Source organism: Paenibacillus dendritiformis, from assembly GCF_021654795.1.
GTDB lineage: Bacteria > Bacillota > Bacilli > Paenibacillales > Paenibacillaceae > Paenibacillus_B.
Genome location: NZ_AP025344.1, coordinates 1,761,143 through 1,774,018 on the forward strand (window position 1 = coordinate 1,761,143; position 12,876 = coordinate 1,774,018).

At 54.4% G+C, this 12,876-nt stretch carries 11 protein-coding genes; 7 read left to right on the plus strand and 4 right to left on the minus strand.

What is annotated here, in order from left to right:
• The first annotated feature begins 80 nt into the window (after positions 1-80).
• On the plus strand, positions 81-311 hold the full coding sequence (locus L6439_RS07725; protein ID WP_168179023.1) for a hypothetical protein: 231 nt from the start codon (positions 81-83) through the stop codon (positions 309-311).
• A 275-nt stretch (positions 312-586) separates the two neighbouring features.
• Here the strand turns inward: L6439_RS07725 and L6439_RS07730 are convergent, their stop codons facing one another.
• Positions 587-1,039, minus strand: a complete 453-nt coding sequence (locus tag L6439_RS07730; protein WP_213468991.1) for a DUF441 domain-containing protein — start codon at positions 1,037-1,039, stop codon at positions 587-589.
• Between the two features lie 116 nt (positions 1,040-1,155).
• Between L6439_RS07730 and pcp the strand changes: the two genes are divergently transcribed.
• The gene (pcp, locus tag L6439_RS07735) at positions 1,156-1,812 is read left to right on the plus strand and encodes a pyroglutamyl-peptidase I (protein ID WP_168179021.1); all 657 of its coding nucleotides are present in this window, start codon (positions 1,156-1,158) and stop codon (positions 1,810-1,812) included.
• Positions 1,813-1,924: 112 nt separating this feature from the next.
• Here pcp and L6439_RS07740 read toward each other — a convergent pair whose 3' ends face one another.
• Genes L6439_RS07740 through L6439_RS07750 form a run of 3 tightly spaced genes read right to left on the minus strand, consistent with a single transcriptional unit; the run spans position 1,925 to position 4,957 of the window.
• Complete coding sequence (locus L6439_RS07740; RefSeq protein WP_168179020.1) at positions 1,925-2,860, minus strand: glycine betaine ABC transporter substrate-binding protein; 936 nt, start codon at positions 2,858-2,860, stop codon at positions 1,925-1,927.
• A 5-nt stretch (positions 2,861-2,865) separates the two neighbouring features.
• Entirely contained in the window at positions 2,866-3,705 is an 840-nt protein-coding gene (locus L6439_RS07745) for an ABC transporter permease (RefSeq protein WP_213468992.1), read from the minus strand.
• On the minus strand, positions 3,686-4,957 hold the full coding sequence (locus L6439_RS07750; protein ID WP_168179019.1) for a quaternary amine ABC transporter ATP-binding protein: 1,272 nt from the start codon (positions 4,955-4,957) through the stop codon (positions 3,686-3,688). Before L6439_RS07750 ends, L6439_RS07745 begins: the two co-directional genes overlap by 20 nt.
• 356 nt (positions 4,958-5,313) lie before the next feature.
• Here L6439_RS07750 and L6439_RS07755 point away from each other — a divergent pair, with 356 nt between their 5' ends.
• From L6439_RS07755 to L6439_RS07775, 5 genes are all read left to right on the plus strand, one after another.
• On the plus strand, positions 5,314-5,880 hold the full coding sequence (locus tag L6439_RS07755; RefSeq protein WP_213468993.1) for a GbsR/MarR family transcriptional regulator: 567 nt from the start codon (positions 5,314-5,316) through the stop codon (positions 5,878-5,880).
• A 1,101-nt stretch (positions 5,881-6,981) separates the two neighbouring features.
• Positions 6,982-9,252, plus strand: a complete 2,271-nt coding sequence (locus tag L6439_RS07760; RefSeq protein WP_213468994.1) for a helix-turn-helix domain-containing protein — start codon at positions 6,982-6,984, stop codon at positions 9,250-9,252.
• A gap of 189 nt (positions 9,253-9,441) precedes the next feature.
• The gene (locus tag L6439_RS07765) at positions 9,442-10,362 is read left to right on the plus strand and encodes an ABC transporter permease (protein WP_213468995.1); all 921 of its coding nucleotides are present in this window, start codon (positions 9,442-9,444) and stop codon (positions 10,360-10,362) included.
• 12 nt (positions 10,363-10,374) lie between these two features.
• A complete protein-coding gene (locus L6439_RS07770) occupies positions 10,375-11,235 on the plus strand; it encodes a carbohydrate ABC transporter permease (RefSeq protein WP_213468996.1) in 861 nt (286 codons plus the stop codon).
• A gap of 68 nt (positions 11,236-11,303) precedes the next feature.
• Positions 11,304-12,866: an extracellular solute-binding protein gene (locus tag L6439_RS07775; RefSeq protein WP_213468997.1), complete on the plus strand. Its 1,563-nt coding sequence runs from the start codon at positions 11,304-11,306 to the stop codon at positions 12,864-12,866.
• The last annotated feature ends 10 nt before the right edge of the window (positions 12,867-12,876 follow it).

Sequence of the window (12,876 nt, forward strand, 5' to 3'; positions counted from 1 at the left end):
AAAACAAAAAAGGCATATCGTTCGTGAACGATATGCCTTAGGTTGCGTAAGGCGATATGTACGAGCGATGTGGCGCCCGCATGACGAGGAAGCATCACCGGCTTGCACATTACGGCAAGTTCGATGGGACAGCGAGTGATCCGATCACTTCGCCGCGCTTCCCGCTTCAGAATTGTGCTCCTCTTCTCAACGAGGAGGAACGCAGCTTCCGGCAGGGCTCCTGCGATATGAAGTTCGAGGCCGCGCAGCTAGCGCCGCAAGTGCCAAAACAATTGCATTACGCATTGGATTTACCTGCCTTTCTGAAGTAGTGTGGATGGGCTGCGCATCACCGCGCTGCCGTATCTGTTTGTAGATTCTAGCACCGAGCTTCCGGCATTGTCAACCATTTTTTTGAAATGAGCCGCCGTGGGGGGATTCGCATGCATCCCGGAACCCTCACCGTTGCCGGATCGTCCGCTTTCGTCGTATGATGGAAGGCGGGGTACCCGAAGCGGACATTGTCTCCTTCGGGCTAGGATGGCAGACACTTCCGCTAACTATGGGCCGGCCCGAACGGCCACGGGGAGGGGGGCCGCCACTCTATTCAAGAGCGGCCAAGCAGCAGCGACAAGATGCCCGCCGCGATTAGCGGCCCTACCGGAACGCCGCGGAACAGCGCGACGCCGAGCACGGTTCCGATAAGCAGTCCGGCGACGACGGTCGGCGATTGCGTCATCAGATGGGCGCCCCGGCCGCCCAGGTAGGCGACCAGCATTCCGACCGCGACGGCCAAGAGCGATTTCCAATGCAGGAACGATTGCAGAATCGTCTCGATAGACATGGAGCCGCTGGCGATCGGGGACATGACCCCGACGGTAAGAATGATAATTCCAATCGTGAGGCCGTATTTCTCTATCCAGGGGAACAGGCTCTGCAACTGGGTGACGCGCAGCAGCAGCAGGATGACCATCGCGATCGTGACGGTCGAATTGCCGCTGATGATGCCCAATCCGGCGAGCCCCAATAAAATAAGAGAAGAAATATCTAATTGCGTCATTCGAATCGCAGCTCCTTTCAATTCTTGCCACAAAAGGCCGGCTTTCAGCACAGACAGCACAAGGATAGCATATTTAACCAAGCTTGAAAATGAAGCAAGCCATTGGAGGTGGGGGTATGAGCAACACATTATTGCTGACCGGCTTCGATCCGTTCGGAGGCGAATCGATCAATCCGTCCTGGGAGGCGGTCCGCGCGCTCGACGGCGCGGCGCTGGGACGGTATCGGGTGCAGGCGGCGCAGCTGCCGACTTCATTCGCGCGGGCCGGGGCGACGCTTCGCGACGCGATGGCCGCTTGCGACCCCGCGGCCGTCATCTGTGTCGGACAAGCCGGCGGCCGTCCGGACATCACGCTGGAGCGAGTCGCGATCAATCTGGCGGATGCCCGCATCGCGGACAATGACGGCAATCAGCCGACGGATGATGAGGTCGTCCCGGGAGGCCCTGCCGCCTATTGGGCGACGCTGCCGGTGAAGGCGCTGCGGCGCGCCGTGCTGGAGGCGGGCATTCCGTGCTCGGTGTCGTATACGGCCGGGACGTTTGTCTGCAACTCCATTTTCTATACGCTAATGCATGAATTGGCCGGCCGTCACGAGAAGGAACGGATCCCGGCGGGATTCATCCATATCCCATTCTTGCCACAACAGGCAGCCGCTTATCCAGGCAAGCCGAGCATGTCGCTTGACTCGATCGTGCAAGCGCTGCGCGCCGTCATTCTTCATGCGGACGCGGAGGAGGAGCGGGGCGCCAGCGCCGGGACTTTGCACGGCTGAGCTTCGGGGGAAGGGGATCGGCACGCATTCCCGCATATTGGAACAGGCCAGCCGTGCATCCCCCTCTTTGGCGGAACAGCAAGCCAAAAGGGGCCCAAGCGGGCCCCTTCTCTTATTTCAGATCTTCGATAGAGTTAATGTCCATATAAGCCGGAACAACGAGACCGATTTTGGTGCCGTTCAGGTTAGGACCGAGATCATCGATTTGATCCTTGAATTTGTCATAATAGTCTTTGTGCGTCGTTGGGAGCCATGCAGCTACAATCGCATCGACATCCCCATTGGCGACGCCCGTCCACATCGGACCGGCTTCGACCTGGAGCAGATCGACCTTGTAGCCGAGCTTCTCCTGCAGGACGTATGCGATGACGTTCGTGCTGGCAATCTCCGAATCCCAGGCCACATAGCCGAGCTTCAGCTTTTTGCCGTCTGCAGGCTGTGCGCCTTCGATCCACTTGTCAACTTTGTCCGCATTCGCGTCGACCCATTCCTTGGCGGCTTCTTCCGGGTTCTTGCCGTCGTGAACGGCAACCATGACCTGCGCCATGTCGTCTGCCGTCCATTCGAACTGATCAAGCACCTTATGCGCGTTCGGATCGTCTTCCTTCAAGCCTGTTCGGGCGATCGTATGGATCTGCTCATCTCCGCCGTAGACCCCTTTCGGATCCTCCAAATATTTGAGATCGTATTTGGCGAATTTCCAATGCGGCGTCCAGCCCGTAATAATAATCGGCTCCTGTTTCTTGATCGCTTTGTCCAAAGCCGCGGTCATAGCGGCGCCCGAACCCTCAACGAGCTTCCATTTGTCGAGGCCGTATTCCTGGAGCGCTTTTTCGGTTGACTGCATAATCCCCGCACCGGCGTCGATCCCGACAATTTTGTAATCGACGGAATCGCCAACGCTTGCCGTCTGATTGCCGCCTGCAGATGATCCACTGCCGTCCGCTCCTCCAGATGGGCTGGAAGAACCGGAACAGCCCGCCAGCGTCCATCCGATTATCGCGATAAGACCCAACAACATCCAACGTCTCGTTCGATTATGCTTCATGCACATCACGCTCCTTGTTTTTTGGATTTATTTTTTTTGAAACTATGCTGAGAGAACCGGTCCAGTATAATGGCCAGCAGCACGACAGCGAGGCCTGCCTCGAAGCCTTGGCCGATCTTCAGCTGGGTAACGGAACGGTAGACTTCGGCCCCAATCCCTTGGGCCCCGATCATGGAGGCGATGACGACCATGGACAGCGACAGCATAATCGTCTGGTTCACGCCGGCCATCAAGGTCGGCATGGCGACGGGAAGCTGCACTTTCCATAAGGTCTGCATCGGCGTGGAGCCGAAGGCGGAAGCGGCCTCCATCATGTCTTCAGGCACTTGGCGAATGCCAAGCTCGGTCAGCCGGATTGTCGGCGGCACGGCAAAGATGACCGAGGCAATGACGCCAGGCACGATGCCGAGCCCGAACAGAAATACGGCTGGAAGCAAATATACGAAGGCGGGCATCGTCTGCATGAAATCCAGCACCGGACGCATAATCCGGGAGACGCTGTCCGAACGTCCGCAGGCGATTCCGAGCGGAATGCCGATAACGATAGATAATATTGTCGCTACGATGACGAGGGCCAGCGTGCTCATCGTCGGCTCCCAATAGCCGAGCGCTTCGATGATGAACAGTCCGATCAAGGTCAGTAAGGACAAGGACCAGCGTCCGATCAGGAAGGCCAGCACCGTAAAGATTGCAATTAAAATGTAGGCCGATGGCCAGGTAAGCAGATCAGTGATGCTTTCGACGCTGCGTTCGATCAATTTGGATAGAAATTCAAAGAACCCGTCGGCATTCGTGCCGAGCCAGTTCACTCCCTCTTCGACCCAATTACCTATCGGCAGTCGCATGCGACATCACCATCCCTTCCGTGTCTGATGCGGCTGTATCCGCTCCTGCCGCTTCGTTCGTTCCATTCGGTCCATGCGGCACATTGCCGGCCAGCGCGCCAAGAACCGCTCCGCGCACGATCGCGCCCATCAGCCTCCCGTCCGGCTGGACGACAGCGATTGGAAGCTTGGCCTCGCCCGACAACGCGAACAGATCGTTCAGCAGCACATCCGGCGATACGGTAGGGACGTCGGTGAACATGACTTCCTGCAATGACTTGCCGCTGCGTGCCGCCTCACTGGCCTGCTCGGCTGTAACGACCCCTTGAAGTGACTTATCTTTGCCCACGACGAATAGGGTTGAGATGCCGATATCCCGCATGAGCTGCAGGGCTACGCGAGGCCCCCTGTCAAGGGATACCGTCTCTGGCCGGCGCATGATGTGCGCTGCCGTCAGCACCTTCGATAAGTCCACCCCTTCAACGAATCGCTCCACGTATTCGTCTGCCGGATCCATCAGCATTTGTTCCGGGGTGCCGATCTGGATCAGCTTCCCGTCTTTTAACAACGCGATTCGATCTCCGATGCGGAGAGCTTCGTCCAAATCATGGGTAATAAAAATGATTGTTTTATGCATCTTTTGCTGCAATTCGAGGAGTTCGTCCTGCATATCCCGGCGGATAAGCGGATCGAGCGCACTAAATGCTTCATCCATCAGGAGAACATCCGGATCGTTGGCCAGCGCTCTCGCCAGTCCAACCCGCTGCTGCATGCCGCCGCTCAATTCGTCGGGATATTTCTGCTCCCAGCCCTCGAGTCCGACCAATCCGAGAGCTTCACGCGCCTTGCGGTAGCGTTCTTCCTTCGCCATTCCTTGAATTTCGAGGCCATATGCGGCATTGTCGAGGACGGTCCGATGAGGAAAGAGTGCGAACTTCTGGAACACCATACCGATCGTCTTGCGGCGGACTTCCCGCAATTCCGACTCGTTCAGCTTGGAGATATTCCGATCTTTTAACCAGATATCTCCGTCCGTCGGTTCGATCAGACGATTCAGCATTCTCACCAGCGTGGACTTCCCGCTCCCGGAGAGGCCCATAATAACAAAAATTTCGCCTGGCTCGACGGAGAAAGAGACCTGATTGACGGCAACAGTCGCTTGTTTTTCTGTGGCGAGCCGTTCCCGGGACCACCCTTGCTTCAGCAGAGTGAGCGCGCGCTGCGCTTGCGGACCGAATATTTTGGTCACTCCGTTGACTTTAATGATAGACAATCGTTTCACCTCTCTTGTCTTGCCCGAATTCGTTTTTCCAACGCTTTCTATTGTAACCTTTGAAAATTTTCAATAACAACCTTTAAAACCGTTTGTAAATTACGTTCAGTAAAAACTGTACAAACTTATGCTGTCATATGCTCGGCTTTCCTAAAGAATGCTGACCTATCCGGTACTTTACTTTTGAATCTAACTCTCATACAATGTTCGATGACGCCTTGTACCGTTAGGAGATGCGGGATTGCCGAGCCGTCCCGAGTCGACCTCATCTTCCTCTATAATCAATGACTACGGTATCATTTATAAGGAGTCGAATAACTAGCAGCAGCCAGGTTCGGCACAGGAGGAATTAGCACATGGCAACGTTCGCGCAGTTGACGCAGGAACAACAAGGGGCGGTGGAAAAAGCTCGCAATCGTGTCATAGAAGCGATCGGTCAAAATATGGACCTATACGGAATGACTCAATCCACAGGCCATTTGTACGGTTTGTTATTTTTCAGCGATCATCCGATGACGCTGGATGAGATGGGCAAGGAAATGGAAATGAGCAAGACGAGCATGAGCACAGGGGTCCGTACGCTGGTGGATATGAAGATGGTGCACAAGGTATGGGGCAAAGGCACGCGGAAAGACTTGTACGAAGTGGAGCCGGACTGGTACCAGACCTTCGCCGATTACTTCGGCATCAAGTGGCGCAAGGCCATCGAAGTCAACTTATCCGCCATCCGGCGTTCCAAGCGAGAACTCGAGAACCTGCTCGCAGCGCACGGCGAGGACGAGACGCTGCGCGGCATCGTTCAGGCGGACATTGCCAAGATGCAGGAAGCGGAGCAGTATTACCACTGGCTGGATCAATTAATAGATGCACTGGAGAGCGGCGAGATTTTTTCTTTTATCCCGAAGCCCGGAACTCCAGAATAAACATAATGTTCGCAGAAAAAGACGGCCGAAAGCCGTCTTTTTTTATGAATGGGCTCCTCTTTGTCTCTTATGCTCGCTATCCCCGTCGCGCAGGAGAGTTGGGTATCCTCGTTAGTGCTTCTGGTCGGTATCCCCGTCGGACAGGCGAGTTGGGTATCCTCGTTAGTGCTTATGGCCGTTATCCCCGTGGCACAGGAGAGTTGAATATCTTTGATCGTACATAAGATCGCTATCCCTATCGCGCAGGCGAGTTGGTACCATCACGATTTCCATAGGGGGGCTCGAAAAAGATGACGGATCTGAGTGGACGGGATATTGAGCATAAAGAGCGCCAAAGGAACTGTCCGTCTGACCCGATGGGATATTGAGCAAAAGGAGCGCCAAAGGAACTGTCCGCCTGACCCGATGGGATATTGAGCAAAAGGAGCGCCAAAGGAACTGTCCGTCTGACCCGATGGGATATCGAGCATAAGGAGCGCCAAAGGAACTGTCCGCCTGGCCCGATGGGATATTGAGCATAAGGAACGCCAAAGGAAGTGTCCGCCTGACCCGATGGGATATTGAGCAAAAGGAGCGCCAAAGGAACTGTCCGTCTGACCCGATGGGATATCGAGCATAAGGAGCGCCAAAGGAACTGCCCGTCTGACCCGATGGGATATTGAGCAAAAGGAGCGCTAAAGGAACTGCCCGTCTGACCCGATGGGATATTGAGCAAAAGGAGCGCCAAAGGAACTGCCCGCCTGACCCGATGGGATATTGAGCATAAGGAGCGCCAAAGGAACTGTCCGTCTGACCCGATGGGATATTGAGCAAAAGGAGCGCCAAAGGAACTGCCCGCCTGACCCGATGGGATATTGAGCATAAGGAGCGCCAAAGGAACTGTCCGTCTGACCCGATGGGATATTGTGCATAAGGTCATCAATGGTTACTGCATGCGCGGGAAAAAGCCGTTGATCCGGCTCATGGAAAATGATCAGACCCCGGTTGGAGAGGCAGATGTGATGTATAATACAGCTAACGAAGGGGTTCCAGCTTAGTCTTGACCTTCCTCCCGTGTTGTTCCCTTCGTCTCACGATGAAGATGCAAGGGGGTAGGCGGACATGAACCCGATTCGAAAGCCTCGTTCGTTTCAAATCGCTTTGTTTTGGCGGCATTTTTCCATTTACTTCGTCATCATTCTCATTCCTGTCATTGTCGCTTGCGCGTTGGCCCACTTCCTGGTCGTCTCTCTGATTGAGAAGGATGCGCAGAAGCTGAATAACGTTGTGTTAAGCCATTTCTCCGCGCAGACGGATACGGCCTTGAATGCCCTGAAGACGAACATGATCAATATGCTCAGCGCCTCCCATATCCGCAGCTTGTTGCGGGAGGCGGACGATGAATCCGGGGACCCGCAGCGGCGCATGGAGCTGATTCACTCGCTGCGGGAGCAGTTGATTAAGCTGCAGTCCGACGAACTGGTGGCGAGGGCGTATCTGTTTTTTGTTCATCATGATTTGGTCATTGACGCGGATACGTCTACGGATAAGGCGTATTATTTCGATTTCCGTTATCCGATGAATGAGGATGAGAAAGCGGCTTATTTGGCTCACTTTACGAATAAAAAAATGATCGAGTTTACGAAGCCGGACAACGGCAGTCTGTCGGCACTGGTGAGCTATCCCTTCAATACCCCGCTTCCCGATGTGTACCTGGTCGTGGATGTGAACAGGGACAAACTGCAGCATCTGATTCAGATCCCCGAGAATTGGGTATCCGGTACAGCTATCCTGGGGAGCGGGGGAGCTATCCTCGGCCAGAACGGCCTCGTTACGGACGGAATTCGCCGCCTCTCGCTCCCGTTGACGGACGGAACATCCCATTTTCTCATTGCCGAAGATAAAGCGGTTTCCTTGGTGAAATCCCGGTTCGACGATTCTTCCTATTACTTGAGTCTTGTCGATCTGCCTACGCTGATGAAGCCCGCTCAGGTGACGCGGCTCATTAGCTGGATCTTTCTTGCCTTTTTCGTTGTCGTGGGAAGCTTGGTCTCGTACTATTTAAGCCGGCGGGTTTATCAGCCTATTGCGGAGATTAAGGAAAGCCTGAAATCCCACCGGACGGCGGAACCGCTTCAACCGGGCGAGAGGAACGATTATGATGTGATTAAGCGCTATTCCCGGCTCATTATCTCGGAAAATAAAGCGTTGTCCCAAAGGGTGACCGGGATGCTGCCGATCGTGCAGGAGCATTTTGTCACCAAAATGGTGCAGGGCGAATACAGAGACGCTCTGTCCATCGAGACGTACGCTGCCGAAATTGATTTCGTGTATGCGAAGAAAGCGGCGCGGACCGTGCTGGCCATTGCCCTGCATTTCGATCCGAAGGTGTATGGGCCGCTGTCGGAGACATCCAAATCATTCCTGATGGCGGAGCTGAAGGAGCGCATGATGCAGATCGTCCCTTCACCGACGTGGATCTGTCAGATGAAGCCCAATCTGCTGGCCTGCGTCATTCACAAGGAGCCGCTCCTGAAGCTGAGCCCGGAGGAGGATGCGAACATTATCAAGGTGGCTCTCCAGCTGTATGCCAGCTATTTCAAAGCGACGATTGGCATCGGGAGCACAGTACACGGAATAGAGGAGCTGCATCTGTCTTATGAACATGCGGTCTTGATGCTGGAGCGCCGGGGGCTGTATGCCGATGTGGAAATCTGCAGCGGACAGAGCTCATGGGATGCGCCCCCGTTCGATACGTTTTTGAGCGTGCAGGAAGTGAACCGGATTCTGAACCGGTACAAAACACGAGAATATGACAGGCTGCTGGAATCGGTCTATGAGATGGTGGAAGAAGGCGTCCGCCAAAAGGCCACGGCCCGTCAAATCAAATGTTTGTGCACGGATATTTTGAACACATGGGTGCGTGCCGTAGAGACGGAGCGCAAAGATTTCAATGTGCCTTTTTACGCGGGATGGTTCGAAAGAGTGAATGCCTGCATGACGGTGGATGAAGTGAAGGGCTGCTTCCGGGAGTTCCACGGAATGCTGTTCGAGCCGGCGCTTCCGGATGAACGCTGCCGCAAGTTGACTGATATTTTGGCTTATATTCATGAGCACTATGATGAAGAATTGTCGATCGAGCAGTTCGCCGCGGCGATGAACATGTCGGTCGGGCATTTTAGCCGCACATTTAAGGAGGAAGTCGGGGAAAAGTATGTGGAATATATCGCCAAATACCGGTTGGCCAAAGCGAAGGAGCTGCTCCTGCAAACGGATTTGAAAATGGATGATATCGCCGCCAAAGTCGGCTATTGGGGCCGGAATTCATTCATTCGAATGTTCCGTAAATATGAAGGCATTACCCCGGCGAAATACCGGGCGCTTCATCAGTAACGCGCAACAGGGACTCTTTATTTTCCGGAGTCTCTTTTTTTTCGCCAAAGGAAAGGGAAAACCCGGCTCCCACGGCCTCCAAGAAAATGGACCCCGACACAAATACGGTCGCTTTACGGGGGCGCCTTCCGTTCCTTATAGTTAGGCCAACGCTTTTTTTGCAAGCGTTTACTTGAAAGGAGGAAGGCCATGACGAAGAAAGCCCGATTCCGGTATCTCGTCAAAAAACATAAGGTGCTCTACCTGCTGATGCTCCCGGGAATTTTATATTACATTATCTTCAAGTATGTGCCCATGTACGGCATCATTATCGCTTTTCAGGATTTTTCTATCGGCAAAGGGATTCTCGGCAGCAAGTTCGTGGGGCTGAAGCATTTCATTGAATTTTTCTACGTCACGCCGGACTCCTGGAAGCTGATTCGGAACACGATCATGCTGAATGTGTACGATCTGCTGTTTCATTTTCCGTCTCCGATTATTTTGGCCATTTTATTCCATGAGCTGCGCAACAAATGGTTCAAAGGATTTGTCCAGAGCGTCAGCTATATGCCCCACTTTCTCTCTACGGTCGTTATCGCGGGAATTCTCGTTACCTTTTTGTCGCCGACGACCGGGGTGGTCAATCATCTGCTCGTGAAGGTGTTCGGGATGGAGCCGATGATGTTCCTCGGTCTCCCCGAATGGTTCCGCACCATCTACGTCGGGTCCGAGATCTGGCAGAAGATCGGCTGGGGCACGATTCTGTATCTGGCTGCCATCGCCGGCATTAATCCTACGCTGTATGAAGCGGCCAAAATGGACGGAGCGAACCGGTTCCAGCAAATCCGGCATATTACGCTGGTCGGCATGCTGCCGGTCATGATTGTTCTGTTCGTGCTGACGCTCGGCCATTTTATGGAGACGGGATTCCAGAAGATTCTGCTGCTGTACAACTCGATGAATTATGAGACATCGGATGTCATCAATACCTTTGTCTACCGCCGGGGAATTCTCGATGCCGATTTCAGCTTCGCGACGGCCGTCGGCCTGTTCCAGTCGGTAATCGGGCTCATACTGGTCGTGGCGGCGAACCGGATCGTCCGCAAATATTCCGAGACGAGTCTGTGGTAGGAGGGGAATTCCGTGAAAATCAAAGCCAGTCTAGGGTCCCGGATTTTCGACGCCATCAACATCTTGCTCATGATTCTGCTTGTCATCATGATGATGTATCCGATGGTCTATGTGTTCTCGGCTTCGATCTCCGACAATGCGCTGGTAGCCAGCGGGGAGGTGCTCCTGTTCCCGAAGCAGGTGACGCTGGTGGCGTATGAGCAGTTGGTGACCAATCCCGATCTGTGGATCAGCTATTGGAATACGATCCGGTACACGGTTCTGCAGGTGGCGCTAACGCTTATCGTGACGGCGGCCATGGCCTACCCGCTGTCGAAAAAATGGCTGCCGGGGCGGCGAATGATTCTGCTCATGGCCGCCTTCACGCTGCTGTTCAGCGGCGGGATGATTCCGACGTTCCTGGTCGTGCAAAAGCTGGGCCTGCTCGATACGATCTGGGCCATCGTGCTTCCGTCCCTTGTCTCGACGTGGTACTTGTTCATCATGCGGACGTTCTTCGAAGCGCTGCCCGAGGAGCTGGAGGATGCCGCCACGATGGACGGCTGCAATTCCCTCCAGGTGCTGCTGCGGATCGTGCTGCCGCTGTCGATGCCGGTCATGGTGACCATCGGCCTGTTCACGGCGGTGAACCAGTGGAACGCGTTCTTCGACGCGTTGATCTATCTGAATGACCGGAGCATGTACCCGCTGCAGATTATGCTCCGCAATATTCTCATCGCTGGAACGACCGTGCAAGGAGAAGGGGATATAAATCATCTGGATACGCTCAAGTACGCGATGATCATCATCGCTACGCTGCCGATTCTGTGCGTCTACCCGTTTATCCAGAAATATTTTGTGCAGGGCAGCATGATTGGGGGCATCAAGGGTTAGACGGACCGGGGAGGCCGGAAGGCAAGGAGAAGCTTGGAAGTGAAGATGAAAATGAAGGAGGTTCGGACATGAAAAAGAGACCGATCGCAATGATGCTGACTGTCGCGCTGCTTGCCATCGTGGCTGCGGCAGGCTGCTCCGCCAAGGACAAAGAAGCTTCGCCGGGCGAAACCGGCGGATCGGATGGCAAGAGCCCGATCCAATTTTCCTGGCTGGCGTATGACCGGGTGGAGGGGAAGGTGCGGCCGGATTGGGAGATTTTCAAGGAGATCGAGGCGAAGACTGGCGTCAGCGTCGATTTTCAAATTGTCAGCCAGGAGGGACTCAACGAGAAAAGACAGATTATGATCGCGACGAACTCGGTCACCGATTTCATTCAGGTCACCACCCAGGAGGGGCGGGATCATGGCCCTGACAACGTATTCCTGAATTTGAAGGACTATCTGGAGCAGGCTCCGAATTTGAAGGCGTTTTACGAAAAATATCCGGAGGCCGCGGCTGTCGCCACTGGCGCGGACGGGGGCATCTATACGGTGCCCGTCATTGAAGGGGATGCGGAAGGCAAAGGCTTCAACTTCATCTGGTATGCCCGCAAGGACGTGATGGATCAGCACGGGCTGAAGGCGCCGGAGACGATGGATGAATTTTATCAGTTCCTGAAGGCGCTTAAAGAAAAAGAACCGGACTCCTACCCGCTGATTTCGAACGGGATTGTAGGCGATACGGGACTCTACACGGTATTCGGCCGGGCGTTCACCGGCATTCAGGGCTTCTTCAACATTGATCCGGCCACCGATAAATATGCCTTTGCGCCGTACCGCGACGGCTATAAAGAGTCGCTGATCTTTTTGAATAAGCTGTATGCGGAAAAGCTCCTTGACCCGGAATATTCCCTGCTGACGCAGGCGCAGTGGGAGGAACGCATGCTGAAGGGCAAGTCGTTCGTGACGTATTTCTGGAAGGCGGACTTGGAGTCTCTGACGGAAAAGGGACGCAAGGCAAGCACCGCCTCATTCGAGCTCGACGCGATTCCGCAGGTCGCCGCAGACGGCATCAAGAACTACCAGTTCTCCCGTCCGGTCATTGGAGCGATGGGTCGCGCGATATCCGCCAAGGTCAAGGATAAGGAAAGGGCGGTCCAGTTCCTGGATTATCTCGTCGGCGAGGAAGGATCGAATTATTTGTCGCTTGGCATTGAAGGCAAGACGTACGCGATGGAGAACGGGAAGCCGGTATATATGAAGGAATTCGGCACGTCCCCGTTCAATACGCTGCGCAAGGATTGGGGCGTATGGTACGACTTGATTACGCTGGACAATGCCAAGTCGCGCGAGGTATGGGAACGCGGGTTGAGCGACAAGAGCAAAGAGATCAACAAGATGTATGAACCGTACATCGTGCCGGCGCCGAAGCAAATCGTGAAGACGGAGGAAGAGCTGGAGCTCGAAAAATCAAAGCTCAACAATCTCAATAAATATTTGGAGCAAAAATTGACCGAGTTCGTCACCGGCAAAACGCCAATCAATGACGAGACGTACCGGCAATTCCTCGATCAGGCGAAGAAGCTCGGCGCGGATGATCTGCTCCGCATGTATGATACGGCTTATACCCGGACGTACGGCAAGAAATAAGCCCGCGCCT

What these genes read in the sequence shown, in the direction of transcription:
- pcp (WP_168179021.1), top strand. Translation starts at nt 1,156, where the DNA reads ATGAGCAACACATTATTGCTGACCGGCTTCGATCCGTTCGGAGGCGAA.
- L6439_RS07745 (WP_213468992.1), bottom strand. Translation starts at nt 3,705, where the DNA reads ATGCGACTGCCGATAGGTAATTGGGTCGAAGAGGGAGTGAACTGGCTC.
- L6439_RS07765 (WP_213468995.1), top strand. Translation starts at nt 9,442, where the DNA reads ATGACGAAGAAAGCCCGATTCCGGTATCTCGTCAAAAAACATAAGGTG.
- L6439_RS07730 (WP_213468991.1), bottom strand. Translation starts at nt 1,039, where the DNA reads ATGACGCAATTAGATATTTCTTCTCTTATTTTATTGGGGCTCGCCGGA.
- L6439_RS07740 (WP_168179020.1), bottom strand. Translation starts at nt 2,860, where the DNA reads ATGAAGCATAATCGAACGAGACGTTGGATGTTGTTGGGTCTTATCGCG.
- L6439_RS07755 (WP_213468993.1), top strand. Translation starts at nt 5,314, where the DNA reads ATGGCAACGTTCGCGCAGTTGACGCAGGAACAACAAGGGGCGGTGGAA.
- L6439_RS07760 (WP_213468994.1), top strand. Translation starts at nt 6,982, where the DNA reads ATGAACCCGATTCGAAAGCCTCGTTCGTTTCAAATCGCTTTGTTTTGG.
- L6439_RS07725 (WP_168179023.1), top strand. Translation starts at nt 81, where the DNA reads ATGACGAGGAAGCATCACCGGCTTGCACATTACGGCAAGTTCGATGGG.
- L6439_RS07775 (WP_213468997.1), top strand. Translation starts at nt 11,304, where the DNA reads ATGAAAAAGAGACCGATCGCAATGATGCTGACTGTCGCGCTGCTTGCC.